The organism is Pyxidicoccus caerfyrddinensis, assembly GCF_010894405.1.
In the GTDB taxonomy this organism is placed as follows: Bacteria; Myxococcota; Myxococcia; order Myxococcales; family Myxococcaceae; genus Myxococcus; species Myxococcus caerfyrddinensis.
Map to the genome: position 1 here is coordinate 26,454 of NZ_JAAIYA010000027.1, position 23,688 is coordinate 50,141.

Annotated in this window: 9 protein-coding genes; 3 read left to right on the forward strand and 6 right to left on the reverse strand. The window is 70.7% G+C overall.

Annotation, left to right across the window (positions count from 1 at the left end):
• Positions 1 to 341 precede the first annotated feature (341 nt).
• Positions 342 to 10,715 (reverse strand): non-ribosomal peptide synthetase, encoded by a 10,374-nt coding sequence (locus G4D86_RS42390; RefSeq protein WP_164000301.1) that lies wholly within the window; start codon positions 10,713 to 10,715, stop codon positions 342 to 344.
• Between the two features lie 99 nt (positions 10,716 to 10,814).
• Entirely contained in the window at positions 10,815 to 11,894 is a 1,080-nt protein-coding gene (locus G4D86_RS42395; protein ID WP_240360792.1) for an ornithine cyclodeaminase family protein, read from the reverse strand.
• 369 nt (positions 11,895 to 12,263) lie between these two features.
• Between G4D86_RS42395 and G4D86_RS42400 the strand changes: the two genes are divergently transcribed.
• From G4D86_RS42400 to G4D86_RS42410, 3 genes are all read left to right on the forward strand, one after another.
• Complete coding sequence (locus G4D86_RS42400) at positions 12,264 to 13,625, forward strand: cytochrome-c peroxidase (protein ID WP_164000303.1); 1,362 nt, start codon at positions 12,264 to 12,266, stop codon at positions 13,623 to 13,625.
• Positions 13,626 to 13,636: 11 nt separating this feature from the next.
• Entirely contained in the window at positions 13,637 to 17,119 is a 3,483-nt protein-coding gene (mgtA, locus tag G4D86_RS42405) for a magnesium-translocating P-type ATPase (RefSeq protein ID WP_205520268.1), read from the forward strand.
• 123 nt (positions 17,120 to 17,242) lie between these two features.
• Positions 17,243 to 17,506, forward strand: a complete 264-nt coding sequence (locus G4D86_RS42410) for a phosphopantetheine-binding protein (RefSeq protein ID WP_164000305.1) — start codon at positions 17,243 to 17,245, stop codon at positions 17,504 to 17,506.
• An 18-nt stretch (positions 17,507 to 17,524) separates the two neighbouring features.
• On the opposite strand, the gene G4D86_RS42415 is transcribed toward G4D86_RS42410, so the two are convergent.
• From G4D86_RS42415 to G4D86_RS42430, 4 genes are all read right to left on the reverse strand, one after another.
• Positions 17,525 to 18,523, reverse strand: a complete 999-nt coding sequence (locus G4D86_RS42415; RefSeq protein ID WP_164000307.1) for a fatty acid desaturase family protein — start codon at positions 18,521 to 18,523, stop codon at positions 17,525 to 17,527.
• 29 nt (positions 18,524 to 18,552) lie between these two features.
• Positions 18,553 to 19,629, reverse strand: coding sequence for an amidinotransferase (locus tag G4D86_RS54015; RefSeq protein WP_164000309.1), 1,077 nt, complete (start codon positions 19,627 to 19,629; stop codon positions 18,553 to 18,555).
• Positions 19,630 to 19,811: 182 nt separating this feature from the next.
• The gene (locus G4D86_RS42425) at positions 19,812 to 20,963 is read right to left on the reverse strand and encodes an acyl-CoA dehydrogenase family protein (protein ID WP_164000311.1); all 1,152 of its coding nucleotides are present in this window, start codon (positions 20,961 to 20,963) and stop codon (positions 19,812 to 19,814) included.
• A 24-nt stretch (positions 20,964 to 20,987) separates the two neighbouring features.
• Positions 20,988 to 23,549, reverse strand: coding sequence for a carbohydrate binding family 9 domain-containing protein (locus G4D86_RS42430; protein ID WP_240360799.1), 2,562 nt, complete (start codon positions 23,547 to 23,549; stop codon positions 20,988 to 20,990).
• Positions 23,550 to 23,688: the final 139 nt, after the last annotated feature.

Sequence of the window (23,688 nt, forward strand, 5' to 3'; positions counted from 1 at the left end):
ACCTCGTTGTCCCCGGTTTGGTCTCCGGGGTCCGGCACGCGGGCTCACTGTCCGGGCTTGGCTCCGGGGGGCGGTATGCGGGCTCACTGTCCGGACTTGGTCTCCGGGCTTGGTCTCCGGGGTCCGGCACGCGGGCTTGCTGTTCAGGCTCGCTGCCCGGGCTGGGCCTCCGGGGTCTGGCACGTGGGCTTGATGTTCGGGCTCGCTGTCCGGACTCGGTCTCCGGGTCCGGTCCGCAGCCTCCGTTTCTCAGCTGGGTGTGTGAGCTCCGAACGTGCGGCACGGGGACGTAGGCATGTCCTGCCGGCCCGACGCCAGCAGGAGGCCTCCGCCGACCTTTCTCAGACAGCATCACTCCGCGGCGCACGTGCACCTCCTGCGTGGGCCCGTTCCAGGGCCCCCCGCAGCAGCGCGGCCAGCGCCTTGACGCCCGGGCCGCGCAGCAGGGCGTAGTGGTCCCCCTCCAGCGTGTGCACCTCCACCCCGCCCCGGGCCAGCGACTCCCAGCCGTGGGGCCTGGTGGCCTCGCTCGCCTCGAATGAGAGCAGCGTCCCCGCGTACGGCCGGGGCACGTAGCTCCACGCCGCGCGGAGGTTGGACTCGAACACCCGCCGCAGCGTGTGCAGCGACTGCATGCCCGACTCGGGAAGCGCCGCCGCCTTGCGACCCGCCTCTTCGAGCACGCGCAGCGCCTCGTCCGGCGCCAGCCGTGAGAGCTCTTCTTCCGGGCACGGGAGGTCCGCCCCCGTGGCACGCAGCAGGTCGCGGTAGAAGAGCGCGCCCAGCCTCGCGGGCTCCAGCCACTCCGGCATCACCGTGCCGCCCGGGAAGGCCTTCGCGTAGGTGTCGATGAGCGCCAGCAGCCCCACCTCTTCTCCTTGCGACTCGAGTTGGCGAGCCATCTCGAAGGCGAGGCTGCCGCCCATCGACCAGCCACCGAGCAGGTAGGGCCCCCGAGGCTGCACGGCGCGCACCGCCTTCAGATAGAGCGCGGCCAGCTCCTCCAGGCTCTCGGACGGCGGCGCCTCTCCTTCCAGTCCCGGGGACTGCACGCCGTAGAAGGGCTGGTCCGGCCCGAGCAGGTGCGCCAGCTCCGCGTAGGACAGCACCGTGCCGCCCACAGGGTGGATGCAGAAGAAGGGCCGCTTCGCCGTGCCTCCGCGCAGCTGCACCAGGGGCGACGAAGGGCCCTGCTCGCGACGCAGCAGGCTCGCGACGTGCTCCACCGTCGCGCCCTGGATGAGCGCCGCCACGGGGAGGGCCCGGCCCGTCAGCTCGCGAATGCGGCCCAGCAGGCGGACGGCCAGCAGCGAGTGACCGCCCAGCTCGAAGAAGTCATCCCGGATGCCCACGGGGTGCAGGCCCAGCACCTCTTCCCAGGCACGGACAAGCTGCAGCTCCAGCGCGCTGCGCGGCGCGATGCGGACTCGCGTGGAGTCGTGCAGGGAGCCCTCGGGCGCGGGCAGCGCGCGGCGGTTCACCTTGCCGCTGGGTGACAGCGGAAACGCGTCCATGGGCACGAAGTGGCCGGGCACCATGTAGTCGGGGAGCCGCTCCTTGAGGAACGCCCGCAGCTCCGCGGCCTGGGGTGGCGGCCCTCCCGCGCCGACGACGTAGCCCACCAGACGCTTGTGGCCCGAGCCATCCTCGCGCGCCTCCACCACGCAGTCCTTCAGCGCCGGATGGTGCGCCAGCGCCGCCTCCACCTCGGCCAGCTCGATGCGGTAGCCGCGCACCTTCACCTGCGCGTCCCTGCGTCCGAGGAACTCGAGGGCCCCGTCTGGCAGGTAGCGCGCGAAGTCCCCCGTCCGATACAGGCGTGCGCCCGGACGCGAGCTGAACGGGTCCGGAATGAAGCGCTCCGGCGTCAGCTCCGGGCGGTGGAGGTAGCCGCGCGCCAGGAGCTCGCCGCCGATGTACAGCTCGCCCGGCACGCCAACGGGCACCGGCGACAGGTGCTCGTCGAGCAGGTGGACGCGGCCGTTGGCGATGGGCCGGCCGATGGACGGCAGGTCCGGCCACGCCCCGGCGTCACCCGTGAGAACGAGGAACGTGGTGGCGTGGCACTCCGTCGGGCCGTACTGGTTGTGCAGGACGCAGCCGTCCAGCCGCTTCATGAAGCGCCGCAGGGCTGGTGTCACCCGGAGCTGCTCACCCGCGGTGATGATTTCCCGCAGCCGCCGGGGCACGCGCGCCTCGCGGTCCGCCACCTCCGCCAGGTTCTGGAGCGCGACGAAGGGCAGAAAGAGCCGCTCCACCTCCTGGCGGTCCATCAGCTCCAGCAGCGCGCGGGCGTCCAGGCGCTGCTCCTCGGAGATGAGCACGAGCTCGCCGCCGGCCTCCCAGGTGGAGAACAGCTCCTGGAAGCTCACATCGAAGCTGAGCGCGGAGAACTGGAGCGTCCTGGCTCGGGGAAGCACGAAGGCGCCCAGCTGCCAGTGCAGCAGGTTGAGCAGCGGCCCGTGCGGCATGGCCACGCCCTTGGGCACGCCGGTGGAGCCCGAGGTGTAGATGACGTACGCCAGCGCCTCCGGTCCGGCCATCGCCGGGAGGTTCGCGTCGCTCGCGCCCGTGAATGTCTCCGTGTCCAGGCACAGCGTGCGCACCTCGTCCGAGGGCAGCACGTCAAGAAGCGTGGATTGGGTGAGGAGCAACGGCGCGCGCGAGGCACGGAGCATCATGGCCAGGCGGCCCTGTGGATACGCCGGGTCCAGCGGGACGTAGGCGCCCCCCGCCTTGAGGATGCCGAGCACGCCCACGGCCAGCTCCAGCGAGCGCCGGACGCACAGCGCCACCGGTACGTCCGGGCCCACGCCCGCGCCACGCAGGACGTGGGCGAGCTGATTGGCCCTGCGATTCAGCGCGCCATACGTGAGCCGCGCGTCTCCCGCGCGGACGGCGACCGCATCCGGGGTTCGCTCGGCCCACGCCTCGAAGAGCGCGTGCACGTGGGGCTCGGAAGGCCGAGGCGCCTCGGTGGCGTTCCATTCCACCAGCAGCCGGCGGCGTTCGGCCTCGCCCAGCAGCGGCAGTGAGTCCACGCGCTGGCCCGGTTGGGACACCGCGCCTTGCAACAGCCGCGCGTAGTGTCCGGCCATGCGTGTCACCGTCTCCTCGTCGTGGAGGTCGGTGTTGTATTCCCAGTACGCGACGAGGCCCTGCGGCAGCTCGCGCACGAAGAGGGTGAGGTCGAACTTCGCCATGCCCGGCTCGAAGGCCACCTCCTCCGAGTCGAGGCCCGGCAGCGGCATGGGCACCGTGGCTCCCGGCATGACGAACATGACCTGGAACAGCGGCGTGCGGCTCAAGTCACGGGCCGGCTGGAGCGCGTCGACGAGGTGCTCGAAGGGCAGGTCCTGGTGGGCGTAGGCACCCAGGCACGCCTTGCGCACCCGGCCCAGCAGCTCGCGGAAGGACACTCCGCCGCCGGTGTCGACGCGCAGGGCCAGCGTGTTGACGAAGAAGCCCAGCAGCGGCTCCACCTCGCGCCAGTTGCGGCCGGAGATGGGCGAGCCCACGACGATGTCCGCCTGGCCGCTGTAGCGCGCCAGCAGCGCCTGGAAGCCCGCCAGCAGCGTCATGAACAGCGTCACGCCTTCCTTGCGGCTCAGCTCGCGCAGCGCTCCGGCCAGCTCCGGCGGGAGCCGCATCGGCAGGTGGGCACCGTTGAAGGACTGCACGGCGGGGCGCGGCCTGTCGGTGGGCAGCTCCAGCACGGGCGGTACCCCGGCGAGCTGCTCCTTCCACCACGACAGCTGTCGCTCCAGCACCTCGCCCTTCAGCCACTCACGCTGCCAGCGCGCATAGTCCGCGTACTGCACGGGCAGCGCCTCCAACTCCGGCGCCTCTCCCCTCACCCGTGCGCCGTACACCGCGGCCACTTCCCGCTCCAGCACGCCCATGGACCAGCCGTCGAAGACGAGGTGGTGCACCGTCCAGAGCAGCACGTGCTCCTCCGGAGTCACGCGCAGCAGGCGCACACGCAGCAGCGGTCCCCGCTCCAGGTCGAAGGGCGTGCGGGCCTCCTGCTCCGCGCGGGCGATGACGTCCTTCTCGGCCACGTCCTCCACTTCGAGCCGCGGCTCCACCTTCGCGTGGATGCGCTGTACCGGCTGGCCATCCACTTCCGCGAACGTGGTGCGCAGCGACTCGTGCCGCCGCGCCACTTCCTGGAAGCTCGCCTCCAGTGCGCTCACGTCCAGCGGGCCCTTCAGCCGCAGGGCATTGGGCATGTTGTAGGAGAAGCCTCCCGCGTCGAGCTGCGAGACGAACCACAGCCGCTGCTGCGCGAAGGACTGCACCGCCTCGCCGCCGTGTGGCTGGTGCACCAACGGCGGTGGCGGCACTCCCCGCTCCTCCTCCAGCACCTCTTCCAGCCGTCGCGCCAGCTGCGCCACCGTGGGGGCTTCGAAGAGCGCACGCACCGGCAGCTCGCGGCCCACCACGTCCCGCAGTCGCGAGACGACCCGGGTGGCCAGCAGCGAGTGGCCTCCCAGCTCGAAGAAGTGGTCGTCCGCCCCCACTCGCTCCAGTCCCAATAGCGGCCCGAAGATGCCGGCCACCACCTGCTCCATCGCGGTGCGAGGCGCCACGCGCCCCGCCTGGGTGCTTCCCGCCGTGGGCAAGGGCAGCGCCTTGCGGTCCACCTTGCCGGTCGGCGCCAGCGGAAGCGTGGCGAGCGGCACGAAGGCCGAGGGCACCATGTACTCGGGCAGCTTCGCTTGTAGGTGCTCGCGCAGCCCGGCGAGCTCCACCGATGGGCCCTCCTGCGGAACCACGTAGGCCACCAGTCGCCGGTCTCCGGGCACGTCCTCGCGGACGATGGCCACCGCGTCGCGCACGCCGGGGAAGGCGCGCAGCACCACCTCCACCTCGCCCAGCTCGATGCGGAAGCCGCGCAGCTTCACCTGCCCGTCCAGGCGGCCGAGGAACTCCAGGTTGCCATCCGCCAGCCACCGCGCCCGGTCGCCCGTGCGATAGGTGCGCGCCCCCGACGGGCCTCCGAGCAGGTCCGGGACGAAGCGGTCCGCCGTCAGGTCTGGGCGCCCGTGGTAGCCATGCGCGAGGCTCGCGCCGGCGACGTACACCTCACCGGGCACGCCGATGGGACAGGGCTCTCCCCGCGAGTCCACCACGTGGAGCCGCACGTTGGGGATGGGCCTGCCCACCGGTGGCAGCGCGGGCCAGGAGGACGGAGGCCCGGACGCACGCCACGCCGTGACGACGTGCGCCTCCGAGGGCCCGTACTGGTTCTCCAGCACGCAGCCGGGGAGTCGCTCGAAGAAGGCCACCAGCGCCGGAGTCACCTGGAGCTGCTCGCCCGCCGTCACCACCTCCGTGAGCGGCGGCAGCTCCGCCTCGCCGAGCGCCGCGTCACACACTGCCTGCAACGCGACGAAGGGAAGGTACAGCCGCTCCACGCGGTGCCGCACCATGTAGCGCAGCATGGCGGTGGGGTCCTGGCGCAGCGGCGGCGTCATCAGCAGCACGCGGCCGCCCAGGCACCAGGTGCCGAACATCTCCTGGAACGAGACGTCGAAGTTGAGCGAGGCGAACTGGAGCGTGGTGGCGTCCGGCTTCACCGAGCGCTGGAGCAGCCACCACAGCATGTTGCCCACCGCGCGGTGGGACATGACGATGCCCTTGGGCCGGCCGGTGCTGCCCGAGGTGTAGACGAAGTAGCAGTGCGTCTCCGGCGACACATCCACCGCCGGCACGTGCGTGGGGCACGCGGAGATGGCGTCCGCGGCTTCGTCCAGACGCAGCAGGTGCGCGCCCGAGCCGGGAGGCACCGCCGAGACGAGCTGGCCGTGCGCCACCACGACTGGCGCGCCGGTGTCTTCCAGCATCAGCGCCAGGCGCTCGGCGGGCCAGGTGGGGTCCAGCGGCAGGAAGGCCGCGCCCGCCTTGAGCGTGGCCAGCACCGCCACGGGCATGTCCAGACTGCCCCGGTCCAGGCACAGACCCACTGAGCCATTGGGCCGCACGCCCAGGGAGAGCAGATGGTGCGCGAGCTGGTTGGCGCGCGCATCCAGCTCCGCGTAGGTGAGCGAACTGGTGCCGTCCGTCACCGCCTCGGCCTCGGGCGTGCGCGCCACCTGGGCCTCCACCCAGCGGTGCATGAGTCCCGGAGCGTAGGTGGTGTCCTCGCGCGAGCCCCACTCCAGCAACAACCGGTTGCGCTCGGTCTCGCCCAGCAGTGGCAGCGAGTCCACGCGCTGTCCAGGCTCGGAGACGGCGGCCTGCAACAGCCAGACGTAGTGCCCCACCATGAGGGCCACCGTCGCCTCGTCGTAGAGGTCGGTGTTGTATTCCCAGTACGTCTCCAGCCCCCGCGGCTGCTCCCACGCGAAGAGGGTGAGGTCGAACTTCGCGACCCCGGGCTCGAAGACGAGCTCGTCGGCGGTGACGCCCTCCAGGGCCAGCGGCCTGGGCGTCCCGGGCATCACGAACATCACCTGGAACAGCGGCGAGCGGCTCATGTCACGCGTGGGCTGGAGCGCGTCGACGAGGTGCTCGAAGGGCAGGTCTTGATGCGCGAAGGCACCGAGGCACGCCCTGCGCACGCGGCCCAGCAGCTCACGGAAGGACACTCCGCCGCCGGTGTCGACGCGCAGCGCCAGCGTGTTGACGAAGAAGCCCAGCAGCGGCTCCACCTCGCGCCAGTTGCGGCCGGAGATGGGCGAGCCCACGACGATGTCGGACTGGCCGCTGTAGCGCGCCAACAGCGCCTGGAAGCCCGCCAGCAGCGTCATGTAGAGCGTCGTGCCCTCGCGCTGACTGAGCTGGCGCAGGGCTCTCGCCAGCGCGTCCGGCAGTGGGACGCGCAGCAGCGCGCCTCGGAAGGACTGCACGGGAGGACGCGGCCTGTCGGTGGGCAACTCCAGCACGGGCGGTGCCCCGGCGAGATGTTCCTTCCACCAGGACAGCTGTCGCTCCAGCACCTCGCCCTGCAGCCACTCGCGCTGCCAGCGTGCATAGTCCGCGTACTGCACCGGCAGCGCGTCCAGCCGCGACACCTCTCCGCGGACCCGGGCCGAATACGACTCCGAGAGCTCGTGGTGCAGCACACCGACGGACCAGCCGTCGAAGACGATGTGGTGCACCGTCCAGAGCAGCACGTGCTCCTCGGAGGCCACTCTCAAAAGGCGCACGCGCAACAGCGGGCCTCGCTCCAGGTCGAAGGGCCGGCGTGCTTCCTGCTCCGCCCGGGCCACGACCTCCGTCTCGGCCGCCTCCTCCACTCGCAGCTTCAACTCCAGCCGCGCGTGGATGCGCTGTATTGGCCGGCCATCCACCTCCGCGAAGGTGGTGCGCAGCGACTCGTGCCGCCGTGCCACTTCCTGGAAGCTCGCTTCCAGTGCCTCCACCTCCAGCGGGCCTTTCAGTCGCAGGGCAAACGGGATGTTGTAGGAGATGCCGCTCGCGTCGAACTGCGAGAGGAACCACAGTCGCTGCTGGGCGAAGGACTGCACTGCCTCGCCGCCGTGCGGCTGGTGCGTCAGCGGTGCCGACGTCGCCCCACCCGCTTCCTCCAGTCGCCGGGCCAGTTGCGCCACGGTGGGTGCCTCGAAGAGCGCGCGCACCGGCAGCTCACGGCCCACCACCTCGCGCAGCCGCGAGACAGCCTGGGTGGCCAGCAGCGAGTGGCCGCCCAGCTCGAAGAAGTGGCTGTCGGCTCCCACCTGCTCCAGACCCAGCAGGGGTCCGAACACGCCGGCCACCACCTGCTCCATCGCGGTGCGAGGAGCCACCTGTTCTCCGGAGGCCGCCTCTACGTACGGGGCCGGCAGCGCCTTTCGGTCCACCTTGCCATTGGGCGTGAGGGGCAGCGCCGGCAGCGACACGAAGGCCGAGGGCACCATGTACTCGGGCAGCTTCGCCTGCGCATGCGCGCGCAGCTCCGCCGTCGCGGGCGCCTCACCATGGGGGACGAAGTACGCGATGAGCCGCTTGCCGCCGGGCCCGTCCTCGCGCGCCACCACCACCGCCTCGCGCACGCCGGGGTGGCGCAGCAGGGCGGACTCCACCTCGCCGGGCTCGATGCGGAAGCCGCGCAGCTTCACCTGTCCGTCCAGCCGGCCCGAGAATTCGAGGCGCCCGTCCGCAAGCCACCGCGCCCTGTCTCCGGTGCGATAGAGCCGGGCGCCGTGCTGCGGACTGAAAGGGTGCGGAATGAAGCGCTCCGCCGTCAGCTCCGGGCGGCCGAGGTAGCCCCACGCCAGCCCGTCGCCGCCCGTGTACAGCTCGCCCCAGACGCCCACGGGCACCAACTCCAGTGCCACGTCCAGCAGGTACACCTGCGTGTTGGCGATGGGCCGGCCGATGGACACCGTGGGCCCCACTTGCCTGGGCTCCGTCATCGGGTGGCAGCAGGTGAAGGTGGTGTTCTCCGTGGGGCCGTAGCCGTTGACGAGCAACCCGCCCTGGGAGAGCCGCGCCCGCACGGCAGTAGGTGAAAGCACGTCGCCGCCGGCCAGCACCTGCCGCACGCCCGACAGGGCTTCCGGCTGCGAGGCCATCATCTGCTCGAAGAGCGCGGCGGTGAGCCACAGCGTGGTGACGCCGTGCCGCACCAGCGCGCGGCCCAACTCCTCCAGTGAGGGCGCGTGCTCGGGAAACAGCACCAGCTTCGCGCCGTTGAGTAGCGCGCCCCACAGCTCGAAGGTGGACGCGTCGAAGGAGATGGGGGCGAGCTGCAGGAGGACTTCGCACTGGGACAGCTCCACGAAGCGCGAGCCCTTCACCAGGCGCACCACGCCCCGGTGCGGAATGCCCACGGCCTTGGGCCGTCCCGTCGAGCCCGACGTGTACATGACGTACGCGAGTCCCTCGGCGGCTCCTGGCTCGCCCAGGTTCTCGATGCGCTCCCGCGAGAAGGCCTCCCCCATGGGCTCCAGGGGCACGACGTCCACGCGAAGGTCCGGGGGCAGCCGGGGCAGGAGCGCGGGCTGCGCCAGCAGCACCTGGAGGCCCGAGTCCTCCACCATGAAGGCGAGTCGCTCGCCGGGGTAGGCGCTGTCGAGCGGCACGTACGCGCCGCCCGCCTTGAGGATGGCGAGCGTGGCCACCACCAGCTCCAGCGAGCGTCCCGTGCACAATCCGACGCGAGTGCCGGCCACCACGCCGCGACGCCGCAGATACCGGGCGAGCTGGTTGGCCCGCCCGTTCAGCTCGGCGTACGTCAGCCGCGCGCCCTCGGACTCCACCGCCACGGCGTCCGGCGTGCGCGCCGCCTGTGCCTCGAAAAGGCCGTGGATGCACGCGTCGCGGGGATACTCCGTCCGTGTGTCGTTCCACTCGACCCACAGCTGGTGGCGCTCGTCCTCGGAGAGCAGCGGCAGCTCCGACACACGCTGCTCCGGCCGCGCTACCGCCGCCGCCAGCAGCCGCGCGTAGTGCCCCGCCATTCGGGCGATGGTGGCTTCATCGAAGAGGCCGGTGCTGTATTCCCACAGGCCCTCGAGCCCATAGGACGTCTCGCGCACGAAGAGCGTGAGGTCGAACTTCGACACTCCGGGTTCGAAGGCGACGTCCGAGGCGCTCACCCCGGAGAGCTTCAGCTCGGAGCCGGGCTCTCCCTGAAGCGCGAAGGCGGCCTGGAAGATGGGTGAGCGGCTCAAGTCCCGCGTGGACTGGAGCGCATCCACGAGCTGCTCGAAGGGCAGGTCCTGGTGGACGAAGGCCCCGAGACACACCTTTCGCACCCGGCCCAGCAGCTCGTGGAAGGACGCGCCCTCCGTGTCGGCGCGAAGGGCCAGGGTGTTCGCGAAGAAGCCGACCATGCCCTCCAGGTCGTGCTGGCTTCGCCCCGCGAAGGGCGAGCCCACGACGACGTCGGACTGGCCGCTGTAGCGCGCCAGCAGCGCGTGGAAGCCCGCGAGCAGCGTCATGAAGAGCGTCACGCCCTCCTTGCGGCTCAGCTCGCGCAGCGCGGACGTCAGGTCTTCCGGCAGGGGGACCCGCAGCAGCGCGCCGTGGAAGGACTGCACGGGAGGTCGCGGCCTGTCGGTGGGCAACTCCAGCACGGGAGGCGCCCCGGCGAGCTGCTCCTTCCACCACTCCAATTGCCGCTCCAGCACCTCGCCCGTCAGCCACTCACGCTGCCAGCGCGCATAGTCCGCGTACTGTGCGGGCAGCGGCTCGAGCTCGGGCGCCTCTCCCCTCACCCGCGCGCCGTACACCGCGGCCACTTCGCGCTCCAGCACGCCCATGGACCAGCCGTCGAAAACGAGGTGGTGCACCGTCCAGAGCAGCACGTGCTCCGCGGGGGCCACTCGCAAGAGGCGCACGCGCAACAGCGGTCCCCGCTCCAGGTCGAACGGCGCGCGAGCCTCCTGCTCCGCGTGGGCGATGACGTCCGCCTCGGCCACGTCTTCCACTTCCAGCTTCAGCTCCACGTTCTCGTGGATGCGCTGTACCGGTTGACCCTCCACCTGCGAGAAGGTGGTGCGCAGCGACTCGTGCCGCCGCACCACTTCCTGGAAGCCCGCCTCCAGCGCGCCCACATCCAGCGGGCCCTTCAGCCTCGTGGCGAACGGGGCGTTGTACGCGAAGCCGCCCGGGTCGAGCTGCGCGAGGAACCACAGTCGCTGCTGCGCGAAGGACTGCACCGCCTCGCCCCCGTGCGGCTGGTGCGTCAGCGGTGGCCTTCTTCCCGGTGCATCCCCCCGCTGCCGCGTGCCTTCGTTCGAGGAAGCCTGTGTCTGCGTCATGGTGCACCTGACCTCGCGCAAGCCCTCAGGGCGCGCTTCCGCGAGCCCGGGGGGAATCCAGGTGGAAAGGGCGTTCTTCTGAGAAACGGACCGGCTGCTTCAGTCCACGCGGGCCGTGCGCAGGGTCGTCTGCGAGCCGTGCGTCGGCAGGAGCTCGTCGTACGGGTTCATCGCGTCCCCCGACAGACTCTCCAGCTCGACCTCCGAGCCCAGCCCGAGCTCCCGTGCGCGCCGCGTGAGGGCCCGCGTCACCACCTGGTCCTCCAGCGCGAAGCCCGTGGAGTCGAAGACGGTGGAGCGCTTGCGCCAGTCCGCGTAGCGCTCCGGATTCTGGACGACCTCGACGATGCCGGGGCCAATCTGCTCCGGCCGCAGCTGCTGGCACTCACCCTCGACGAGCGCCTGCGCGAGGAAGTCCGGGCACACGAGGCTGCGCTCCAGCAAGGGCAGCGGCAGCTCCGTCTTGCCCGGCAGGTCCGAGCCCACCGCGTTGAGGTGCACCGACGGCTTGAAGCGACCGTCCGGAATGACGGGGCCCTCGCCCACGCCCACGGAGGTGACGGTGCAGATGATGTCCGACTCCGCCGTCAGCTCCTCCAACGAGGCCGGGCGCACATCCAGCCCGAGGAAGCCCACGCGCCGCAGATACGTCCGCAGCACGCCCAGGTCCACGTCGTACGCGAGCACGCGCTCGATGGGGAACAGGCGCGAGAGGGCATGCAGCTGGGTGACGGCCTGCGCACCGCAGCCCACCATGCCCACCACGCGGCTGTCCGGGTCCGCCAGGTACTTGCTCGCGATGGCCGACGCCGCGCCCGTGCGCAGCGCGGTGGGGAGCACCCCGTCCATCAACTCCAGCAGCCGTCCCGTGGCGCAGTCGTACACGCTGTTGGTGGCGATGATGGTGGGCACGCCATAGCGGTGGGGGTTGTTCGGGTTGTAGCCCACCACCTTGATGGTGATGGTCTCCCCGCGCTGCATCACCGGCATCCACTCCAGCACGCCGGTGCGCTCGTTGCGCAGCGTGAAGCCGTCCCGCTTGCGAGGCTCGGTGCGCTCCTCGTCGAAGGTGCGGAACGCGTGCTCCAGCGCCTCGATGACGGTGTCCATCAGCGCGTCGATTCCCTCCATGTGCACGAGCTTGCGCAGGTCGGCCTGGGTGACGAGCAGTGTCTTCACGCGCGCTCTCCTGGGGGGGAGGAGGTTGGGGGCGACGAGGTGTTGAAGGCGTCCGCACTCTGCCACCAACCACGAGTCACTGTTAAGTCGGGGAGTTCATCTAATCAGGACCTGACAGAAAGTAGCGATTTACCGCATACCCGGCGTGGGGGCGCCCCGGTGTGGCGGGGCCTGGACGTATGCCGCCGTCGGAAACTTGAAGTCGTCCCACTCCCTGACGCGCAGGTCCCCGCCGCTCGGCAGTCATGTCACCTGGACGGAAGTCGGACGGCCCGGCGCCACCAGGAGACACAGGGCCCCGGCTCCCGCCCCATGGCCGAGCCGGACGGCAAGGCCAACCTTGCCGCCGCTCGAAGCCGAGGTGCCGACATGTCACGGTCATGGTGGCGGTTGTTCCTTTCGCTGGCGGCGGGTGTCCCGCTGGCCTACGGGGCTCCAGCGCTCCTCGCTCAGGAAGCCTCCGCGAGCCCTCCGGAAGCCTCCGCGAGTTCTCCGGAAGCCTCCGCGCCCGGGCACCCGGCGGACGTCCAGGCCTCGGCCATCTTCGAGGCGACGCTGGCGGCGGAGGCGTCGTCGAAGCCCGCGGGGCTGAGGCCGGTGGAGCGGCTCGGCAAGCTCCTCTTCTTCGACCGCAGGCTCTCGGAGCCCCAGGGACAGGCCTGCGCCGTCTGCCATGGCCCCGAGGTGGGCTGGACGGGACCGGACCTGTTCATCAACCTCACCGGCTCCGTCTACGAGGGCGCCGTGCGGGGGCGCTTCGGCAACCGCAAGCCGCCTTCGTCCGCCTATGCCACCCAGGCCCCCGTCCTCCATCTGGAGGCGCCGGGACAGGCGGGCTTCGTGGGCGGCAACTTCTGGGACGGGCGCGCCACCGGAGAGGAGCTGGGCAACCCCGCCGCGGACCAGGCGCAGGGCCCCTTCCTCAACCCCGTGGAGCAGAACAACCCCAGCGAGGCCGTCGTGGTGGCCAAGGTCTGCCGGGGCCCCTACGGCGACGTCTTCCGCGCCGTCTACGGCGCCCGCATCTGCGCCGATGTGCCACGCGCGTATGACTCCATCGCCCGGGCCATCGCCGCCTACGAGGGCTCGAGCGAGGTCAACGCCTTCTCCTCGAAGTACGACGCCTGGCTGGCCGGCCGCGCCTCGCTCACGGCCCAGGAGCGCTGGGGCCTGAGGCTCTTCGAGGGAAAGGCCCGCTGCGACACCTGCCACACCAGCCGGCCCGGCCGCCGCGGCGAGCCACCGCTCTTCACCGACTACACCTTCGAGAACCTGGGCGTGCCGCGCAACCTGTTCAACCCCTGGTACTGGGAGCTCCCGTTCAACCCCGAGGGGCCCTTCTACGTGGACCTGGGGCTGGGGGCCTTCCTCTTCACGCGTGAGGAGTGGGCGCCTTTCGCGCGCGCCAACCTGGGCAAGGTGAAGGTCCCCACGCTGCGCAACGTGGACAAGCGGCCCTACCCCGGCTTCGTCAAGGCCTATGCCCACAACGGCTACTTCAAGAGCCTCGAGTCCATCGTCCACTTCTACAACACGCGGGACGTGCTGCCGGTGTGCCTGTCCGGAACGCCGGGCATCCCCGGCGTGGACTGCTGGCCCACGCCGGAGGTGGGGCTGAACCTCAACACCCGCGAGGTGGGCGACCTGCGGCTCACGCTCCAGGAGGAGCAGGCCCTGGTCGCCTTCCTGCGGACGCTCTCGGACGGCTACTACCAGCGCGCGGCGGAGTGAGCGGGCGCCACGTGCCACTTCGACGGGACTGGCGCAAGTGGGGTTTCGGGCTGGCCCTGCTGGCGGCGGTCATCGTGGTGGTGGCGCGCGCGTCGGAAGAGCGCGAGTTCGCGCGCCTGCTGAAGGAGTCCGCCCCCGCCTGGCTGCTGGTCGCCGCGCTGCTCCAGGCGGCGACCTACCTGTCGCAGTCGGCGGTGTGGCTCGCCGTGTTGCGGAGGACGCGCTTCCGCGTGCCCCTGGGCGCCCTCTATTCGCTGAGCTTCGCGAAGCTCTTCATCGACCAGGCCCTCCCCTCCGCCGGCATCAGCGGCGCGGCGCTCATCGTCCATGGCCTGGAGCGACGGGGCGTGGGGCGCGGGCCGGTGATGGCGTGCGTGGTGGTGGAGACGATGACCAACTACACCGCGCAGATCCTCGCGCTCCTCGTCGCGCTGGGCCTGGCCGACTTTCTCGGCGAGGCGCGGACGCTGGTGTGGATGGCCACGGGGGTGCTCGTCGCGCTCAGCGGCGCGCTCATCGCCTTCCTCCTGAGCCTGTCCCGGGGCACCCGCACCGACAGGCCGCCGCGCGGCTTCGCGAGAATCCCCGGCGCGAGGACGCTTTTGCGCGCCATCTCCGAAGCGCCGCCCGGGCTCGCGCACAGCCCGCGCGTGCTGACCGAGGCGACCGGCTTCAACTTCGTCATCCACCTGCTCGACGCGGCGACGCTCTGGGCCCTGCTCCGCTCCATCGGAGTGGACGCGGCGCCCACCGGCGTCTTCACCGCCTTCATGCTGTCCACGCTGGCGAGGACGCTGGGCGTCGTCCCCGGCGGGCTCGGCACGTTCGAGGCGGCCTCCACCGGGACGCTGGCGCTGATGGGCGTGCCCCTGGCCGCGGCGTTCTCCGCGACGGTGCTGTTCCGGGGCTTCAGCTTCTACCTGCCCCTGGTGCCGGGCCTGCTGCTGTCCCGGGGGGAGCTTCGCGAGCAACGCGAGGCGGACCGCGGCCCGGCCATCGAGCGGTACTGGGCCCTCTCCCCCCAGGCCCTGCTCGACGCCCTGCGGACGACGCCTGACGGGCTCACGGTGGAAGAGGCCGCGCGGAGGCGGGAGCTGTACGGCGACAATGCGCTGGAGGAAGCCCGGAGGCCGTCGCGCCTGCGGGTGGTGTGGCTCCAGCTCAAGAGCCCGCTGGTCCTCCTGCTGGTCGTCGCGGCGGTCATCTCGGCCTTCACGGGTGACTGGACGGACGCGGTCATCGTCCTGGCCATCGTCCTCGGCAGCGTGCTGCTCGGCTACTCGCGCGAATACAAGGCCCAGGCCACCATCGCCCGGCTGCGCGAGCGCATCGCCCTGGGGGTGAAGGTGCTCCGGGGAGGGCACGCGTCCACCGTGCCGCTCGCGGACGTCGTCCCCGGCGACGTCGTGCTCCTGTCCGCGGGCAGCATGGTGCCCGCCGACGCGAGGGTGCTGGAGGCGACGGACCTGTTCGTCAGCCAGGCGGTGCTGACGGGCGAGAGCTTTCCCGTGGAGAAGCGGCCCGGCGTGGCCGCCCCGGAGGCGGCGCTGGCCGAGCGCGACAACTGCGTCTTCCGGGGCACGCACGTGCGCAACGGACAAGGGCGGTGCCTCGTCGTCGCCACCGGGCGGAGCACCGCCTTCGGCGGCATCGCCGGGCGCCTGGCCCTGCGTGCGCCCGAGACGGAGTTCGACCGGGGCCTGCGACAGTTCGGCTATGTGCTCCTCACCACCATGGTGGTGATGGTGCTGGTGGTCGTCGCGGCGAACGTCCTGCTGAACCGGCCGCCCGTGGAGACGCTCCTGTTCTCCCTGGCGCTCGCGGTGGGGCTGAGCCCGGAGCTGCTGCCGGCCATCCTCAACGTGAATCTCTCCGCCGGCTCGCAGGCGATGGCCGCGCGAGGCGTGCTGGTGCGCAGGCTCAGCGCCATCGAGAACCTGGGCAGCATGGACGTGCTGTGCACCGACAAGACGGGCACCCTGACCGAGGGCGTCGTCAGCCTCGAGGGTGCCTACGACGCCTCGGGCGCGCGCTCCGAGGACGTCCTCGCGCTGGCGTCGCTCAACGCCGGGCTCCAGGCGGGCGTGTCGAATCCGCTCGACGAGGCCATCCTCCGGGCGCGCCAGCTCGCGCCGGGCGCCGCCGACAAGCTCGGAGAGATTCCCTACGACTTCGTCCGCAAGCGCCTGTCCGTCATCGTCCGCCGGGGCGACGACGTCCGCCTCGTCACGAAGGGGGCCTTCACGCAGGTCCTGGAGTCCTGTACCCGGATGACGGACGGGGCCCCGCTGGACACGCAGCTCCGGGCGGAGCTCCAGCGCCGCGTCGACGCCTGGGGAGCGCAGGGCATCCGCATCCTGGCCCTCGCCGTGCGCCCCATCGAGCCCCGGGAGCGCTATGCGCGCGAGGACGAGCACGCGCTGACCTTCGTGGGCTTCCTGGCCTTCTCCGACCAGGCGAAGGAGGGCGCCCGCGAGGCCATCCTCGAGCTGTCGCGGATGGGGGTGGACATCAAGCTCATCACCGGTGACAGCCGGCGGGTGGCGGAGCACGTGGCCCGCGAGGTGGGCCTGGGCACCACGCGGGTGCTCACCGGGGCCCAGCTGCACCAGCTCAGCGACGAGGCGCTGTGGCACCAGGCCGAGCGGGCGGAGCTCTTCGTCGAGGTGGACCCGACGCAGAAGGAGCGCATCATCCTCGCCCTGAAGAAGCAGGGGCACGTGGTGGGCTTCCTCGGGGACGGCGTGAATGACGCCCCGGCCATGCACGCGGCGGACGCGAGCATCTCCGTCGAGCGGGCGGCGGACGTGGCCCGGGAGGCCGCGGACTTCGTGCTCCTCCAGCGCCACCTGGACGTCGTGCGGCGCGGCATCGACGAGGGGCGCAGGACGTTCGCCAACACGCTCAAGTACATCCTGACCACGACGAGCGCGAACCTCGGCAACATGGTCAGCATGGCGGCGGCGTCGCTGTTCCTGCCCTTCCTCCCGCTGCTGGCGGGGCAGATCCTCCTCAACAACTTCCTCTCGGACATCCCCGCCGTGGGGCTGGCGGGGGACAGCGTGGACCCGGAGCTGATGGAGCGGCCGCGGCGGTGGAACATGCGCCTCATCGGGCGCTTCATGGTGGCCTTCGGGCTGCTGAGCGCCGTCTTCGACTTCCTCACCTTCGGCGCGCTCCTGCGCTTCTTCCGGGCCAGCCCGGAGCTGTTCCGCACCGGCTGGTTCATCGAGTCGCTGCTGACGGAGCTGGTGATTGCGCTGGTGGTGCGCACGCGGCGGCCCTTCTACCGCAGCCGACCCGGCACGCTGCTGCTCGTCACCACGGCGGCCGTCATCGCGCTCACGTTCCTGCTGCCATTCCTCCCCTTCGCGGGAGCGCTCGGCTTCGTGCGGCCTCCGGGGACGCTGCTGCTCGCCATCGTCGCCGTCACCGGCCTCTACGTCGCGGCGGCGGAGCAGGCGAAGAAGGGCTTCTTCCGCGCGGAGACGTGAGGCCGGCCGAGGTCCACCGATGGCGCTCGCCGCGCCAGACTCCGGGTGTGTCTTGGGATACCACATTTGCTCGCAAGTCCGGTGTTGATAGCCTCCAGCGTCCGAGCTTCACAGGAGCCACCCTTGAGCACCCTCATCGCGTCCCCGACCCCCTCCCTGGAGCAGCGGCTCGCCGGCTACTGGTGCGAGCTGCTCGGCGTGGACTCCGTGGCGCCGAAGGACCACTTCTTCGAGATGGGCGGCAACTCGCTGCTCGCGACCAACCTGGCCAACCTCATCGAGGACGAGCTGGGCGTGCGCCCGGAGATGGGCGAGCTGGTCGGCACCCTGGAAGAGGCCGTCTGCGCCTGCGACGCCCTGCTCAAGGCGCTGCACGCCTCGAGCTGACGGCTCCGCCCAGGGGCCCTACCCCACGAGCAGGTTGCGCTCCGCGGACTCCTCGGGCGGCGGCGGCGGCGCGGCGGCGGTGGCCTTGCGGTGCAGCAGGGGCCGGCGGCGGTACAGGAAGCCGACGATGGCGGGCACCGGGGACACGACGCGCTCCACCGAGTCCAGCGCGGCGGCGTGCTCGCGGCGCACCACCGGCATGCGGCTCCAGTGCGTCTGCGGCCGCAGATGGTGCTCCTGGTGGTGGCCGTCGTTGAAGGTGAGCAGGTTGTAGAGCCGCCCGTAGTGGCTCACCGAGTCCGTGTACCGACTCTCGGGCACCGCGCCGTAGTGCTCGTAGTAGTTCTGCACGTTCACCAGCGCGAGCGACAGGTAGAAGGCCGGCACGTAGCACACCAGCGTCCACTTCCAGGACAGGGCAAGGAACACGCCCAGCCCCACGACGTGGGCCACCCTGTCCAGCCGCACCTGCCGCAGCTCCCGCGCTCGCCGCACCGGGTCCTTCGTGGCCAGCTCATGCAGGGCCTGCTCATGCGGTCCCACGCCCCACAGCCGCCACACCGCCAGCACGTTGCGCGCGGTGCCCAGCAGCGAGTGGAGCGCCCCGCCGAAGGCGTAGTGCCACACGCTGTCGTGCTCGCCGCCCCGCCCGTCCTCGAAGGTGGAGGACCTGTCCCGCGAGTGCCCGTCCGCCGCCTTGCGGTCGTTGTTGTATCGGTGGTGGTTGCGCACGTGCGTGAGCTGGTACGCCTGCACCGACTGGCCGATGTTCAGCGAGTTGAGCATCGACACCGCCGCGTTGAGCCACCGCGACTCGAACCACGGGGTGTGGGTGAAGAGGTGGGAGATGATGATGATGTTGTACGTCATCATGAAGACCAGGAGCGCGAAGCCCCCCACCCGTTGAAGGACGGAGGCGTGCTCCCAGCCCGCGGCCAGCCACAACATCATCCCCGTCTGCACGACGCTCAACGCGAGCATCACCGCGTCCAGCGGGGAGTTCTTCCAGACCTTCATCGCGAGGACCCCAAGCGTGGGCGAACGGCCTAGAAGTAGGACTGGAGGTGGCCCTTGCGGCGGACGTCCAGCGTGGCGCAGTGGAACGAGCCACCGAACGAGTTGAAGTTGCGGAAGTTGCAGAGGACGGGCTTGAAGCCCCACTTCTTGAACGACGCAATCATCGGCTCGTCGGAGCGCTCCACCACGACGCGCTGCTCGTCGAGCATGATGACGTTCATGTTGATCCACTTGCTCGTCATGTAGAGCGTGTGTTCGGGCGGCATGATGGGCTTGGGCGCGCGAAACACGTCCCAGCCCTTGAACAGCTCCGGCACCTTCGTTACGCGCTCCGGGTTGATGAGCAGCTTGCCCGGCGCCAGTGGCACCAGCGTCGCGTCGATGTGCATCGGGTGCGGGTCATCGAACTCGAAGACATGGATACGGTACTCGGGGCCGATGTGGCGGCGCAGCCACTCGATTCCGAAGCTGTTCGTGACGTTGCTGCGCTGCGCGAAGATGTCCTTGCCGCAGCGGATGAAGTCCGCGGCGTCGAAGGTGGGCTCGAACTCGCTGATGACGGAGCGGAACGGCCCGCCGTCGTGCGCCTCCGTCCAGTCATAGTCGTACAGCTCGTCCTTCAGCTCCGGCTTGGGGCCCGCGCTCCAGCGCGCGCCGCCGTGGAAGTACTCCTTGAGCAGCGGCCGGTACGAGGACGTCTCGTAGTAGCGCGAGCGCCACGCCATGGGGCACTCGATGATGTCGTTGCCCACCACCAGCAGCAAGTCACGGGGCATGGCGGCGTACAGGCCGGTGCTCGTCCAGCCCGGCGCGCCGTACGCCTTGAGCTGGTCCACCGGCTCCGGGCGGCGGACCTTCACGCCCTCCGCCTCCAGGATGTGGACGAACTCCTCCAGGTCCTTCTTCGCCGCCGCAATCTGCTCGGCCGGGAAGGGCTTGCCCGCGTGCTTCCGGAAGAAGTCGTGCTGGTCCTCGGGCAGCGTCGCCTTCAGCGCGATGTGCGAGGGCGGGACGGTGGCCCCATCCACGATGCCCACGATGACTTCTTCCAGGAGGTCCCACTCGTTGTACGAGCTGACAGGGCACGCGGACTCGGTGGCGGACATTGGCTGGGTTCCCTTCTCGCGCCCGGGCGCGAGCCGATGCTTGGACCCTGGCTCACGAGACATCCCCGTGAATCAAGATTCGACCGTGAGACATATCATCCACGAAAACCCGCCCTAACGTGAAGCGGCCTCCCTCTCTCCACCTCTTGTGACTCGTGGCGCGACGCGCCAGCGACGCACCGTCACAGTGCGAGCATGCTGGCGATGATTTCCTTCATGACCTCGGAGGTCCCCCCGCCGATGGTGAGCATGCGCACATCGCGCCAGGCGCGGGCGACGTGCGTCTCCTCGACGTAGCCCAGCCCGCCGTAGAACTGCTGGCAGTCGTAGGCGACCCGCTGGGCCAGCTCGGTGGTGAGGAGCTTGGCCATGGAAATCTCCTTCACCGGCTTCACCTTCTGCCGGCGCTTGCGCTCGTAGAGGTCCACCGCGTGGTAGGTGAGCTGCCGCGCCGCTTCCACCAGGGTGAGGTGGTCCACGAACTTGTGGCGCCACACCTGGAAGTCCACCAGCCGCTCGCCAAAGGCCTTGCGCTCGCGGCCGTAGCGGATGGCCTCGCGCAGCAGCACGTCCATCACCGCCACGGTGTTGACGGCCGTCACCAGCCGCTCGGCGTGGAAGCTGTTCATGATGAGGGAGAAGCCGTCGTTCTCCCGGCCCAGCACGTAGCGCGCGGGGATGCGGCAGTCCTCGAAGAAGAGGATGGCCATGTCCGAGGAGCGCTGCCCCACCTTCTCCAGCTTCTTCGAGACCTGGAAGCCCTTCACGTCCGTGGGGCACGTCACCAGGGAGATGCCGGTGGGGCCCTCGCCGCCGGTGCGCACGGCCAGGACGAGGAAGTCCGCGCGGGCGCCGTTGGTAATCCACATCTTGGAGCCGTTGAGGACGTAGTCGTCCCCGTCGCGCCGCGCCTTGGTACTCAGGCGCGCCAGGTCCGAGCCCGCGCCCGGCTCGCTCATGGCCAGTGCGGCGATGCGCTCGCCCGCGAGCGCGGGGGCGAGGAACTCGCGCTTCTGCTCGTCGGTGCCCACCTCGTTGATGACGGGCGTGGCCATCTGCCCCTGCACCATCAGCGACATGCTGACGCCGCCATTCTGGCTGCGCGCCAGCTCCTCGGCGAAGACGGTGACGTACCAGGAGTCCAGCCCGCTGCCGCCGTACTTCGGGTCATGGTCGATGCCGAAGAAGCCCAGCTCGCCGCACTTCTTGTAGACCTCGCGCGGGAAGTGGCCCGCGCGGTCCCACTCCAGCGCGTGCGGCGTCAGCTCCTTCTCGACGAACTGGCGCACCGTGCGGCGGAACGCCTCGTGCTCCGGGGTGAAGCGCGCATCCATGGGGTTGTCTCCGGAGCGGGCGCTTCACGCGCCCCAGTAATAGCTCCACTTGAGCATCACCGCGTCCGTCGAAGGGCCGTCGAGCAACCGCTTCGGCCCCAGTGTCGCGGGGGCCACCTCTCCGACGGGCGTGGGCAGGCCCTGCTGCGTGTGCGAGTACACGAGGAAGAGCGTGGAGCCCAGCCGGTACTCCCACCGCGCCACGGCATTCACGTTCAGCGCCGTGTCATGGAAGTTGGCGCTGTCGAGCCGCACCGTCGGCTCCAGGGTGTCCAGGTCGATGCGCGAGCGGCCGTCCCCCGAGTCCGCCGTGAAGTAGCGCCCGTACACGCCATACGCCGTGAAGAGCTGCGCGTACCCCTGCAGCGTCAGCTTCGGCGAGACAATCCACTGCTGCCGCAGCGTGAGGGACAGGTAGCGCGAGTCCAGGTCGCCGAGGAGGAAGTGGCTCTCGTCCTGCTGGGTCACGTAGCGCGGCCCGTGCCGCGCCCGCTCGCTGCCCACCTCCACGCGCGTCTGCAGCGCCGGGTGCGGCGTCATCACGGCGTACACGCTGGCCGCCCAGTCCGTGTGGGCGGGCAGCACGGCCGTGGTCAGGCGGCGATTCACCCCCGCGCTGCCGCCCACGTACACCTGGCGCGTGGACTTCGTGTTGCCATAGATGCCGAGGTACGCCACGCCCGTGCGCTCCAGCGGGACACCCGTGCCGGCCAGCTCGCGCACGTCGTAGCCGCCCACGTCCAGGCTGCCCTGCACACCCAGCACGTCGAAGGAGGGCAGCAGCGAGTCCACGCTGAGGCTGGCGGACGTGCCGCGGTACACGCCCCGCCCGTCCGCCGTCCACTGCGGCTTCACGGTGAGGGTGGCGAAGAAGTCGTTCAGCGGCCCGAAGCCGTCCGGCTGCGCGTACATCAACTGGAAGCGCGGCGCCGTGGCGTTCTGCGTGCGCTGGAAGCCGATGGCATTCAGCTCCAGCTTCGGCAGCGCCAGGTCCAGGCCCACCTCCGGCCGGAAGCCCTTGCCGCCGAAGCGGCCCGCGCGCACGTAGCCGCCCGCGCCCATGTCCCCGCGCCGCAGCACCGTGCCGTCGCGCAGCAGCCGCTCCGGGGGCCCCGCCATGGCGCGCGACGCCGTCAGCAGGCCCAGCACACCCCACTGGCTGTCGCCCGTCTTCACGTCGAAGTCCAGCGCGCCCGCCAGCGAGCCCAGCGCCGTGCACGACGCCGGCGGCGGCCCCGAGGTGGGGGCCAGGTCCTCCGGCCGGCACGTCCCCTCGAAGGGCTGCGCCGAGGCAATCGAGCCGCCCACGCGAGAGCTCGTCCCCACCTTCGTGCGCGCCATCACCACCAGGAAGTTGGTGGTGGCCGTGGGAGAACCGGGCAGCTCCACGCCCGGGCCCAGGTGCAGCGGCCGGCTCGCGTCCAGGTGCAGCCCGCGGTCAGGAGTCGTCTCGTCCCGCTCCTGCCAGGGAGAGGTGACGAGCGCCTCCATGACGCCCACCTGCACACCCTTGCCCACCGTGCCCGTCATCTTCGCCGCGCCGAGGATGGGCGTCGCGAGGCCGATGCGCCGCGAGTAGAAGAGCGTCATCGGCGCCGTGTCCGACGTCATGCCCACCGGCTCGAACAGCTCCAGACCCTGCGTGAAGAAGGGCCGACGCTCCGGGTAGAAGGCCTCGAAGGTGCTGAGGTTGAGCAGGAGCTGGTCCGCCTCCACCTCGCCGAAGTCGGGGTTGAGCGTGGCGCTCAGCGTCAAGTCACTGGTGACGGCCGCCTTCGCATCCAGCCCCACGTCCAGCACCGGGCTGAGCAGCCGCGGCGTGGGCTGGTTGGGCGAGGAGAACTGCGGCCGCATCACCCCGCGAGCCGCCAGGTAGGGCCGCACCTCCCAGCGCGCGTGTGGGCGCAGCGCTTCCATCCCGGTGAGGTGCCCCAGTCGCGACGCCACCGCGTTGGTGGTGCGCGGGTTCTCCACCGACTCGATTTCTTCGTTCTTCCGGCCGATGTCGCGGCGCACGGAGAAGCCCCACGTCTGCACCTGCGCCTGGGGAAACGGCAGCAGCGAGAGGGGAATGGCGTACTCGGCCACCCAGCCGTCCGGCGCGCGGCCCGCCGCCGCGTCCCAGACGCCGTCCCAGTTCTGCGTGTAGTTGCGGTCGTCGAAGTAGAGGCCGTCGCTCTGCACGCCGCTGGCGCTCAGCGAGAACACCATGGCCGTGCGGTGGTCATGCGCCGAGTCGATGAGCAGGTGGACGCTGTCCGCGCGGGGAAGGCTGTCACGCCGACCCAGCCGGTAGTCGATGAGCGCCGGCTCCGAGTCGTGCGCGTAGACCCCGACGTACAGTGTGTCGTCGTCGTAGAGGACGCGCAGCTCGGTGCGCTCGGTGGGCGTGGCGCCCGCCTTGGGGAAGCGCTGCACGAAGCCGTCGAACACGGGCGCCGTGCCCCACACCGCCTCATCCAGCTTCCCGTCCACGACGATGGCGCCCGGCGTGCGCGCCGCGCGGAGGAACTGCTCCCGACCAGGGCCCTCCAGCGCGGCCCAGGCCCCCGACCCACACAGCGCCAACAGCAGCGCTGCGGTCACCCTCAAATGAGACAACATGGGCGGATTGATACCAGCTCTCTTGTCGCACACGCAAAGCGGGTCTAATTCTGATATCACGGTAAGCAGCAATCACTGGCCTGACATTGTTTTCTCCATTTTCAAGGACTACGATGTCGCG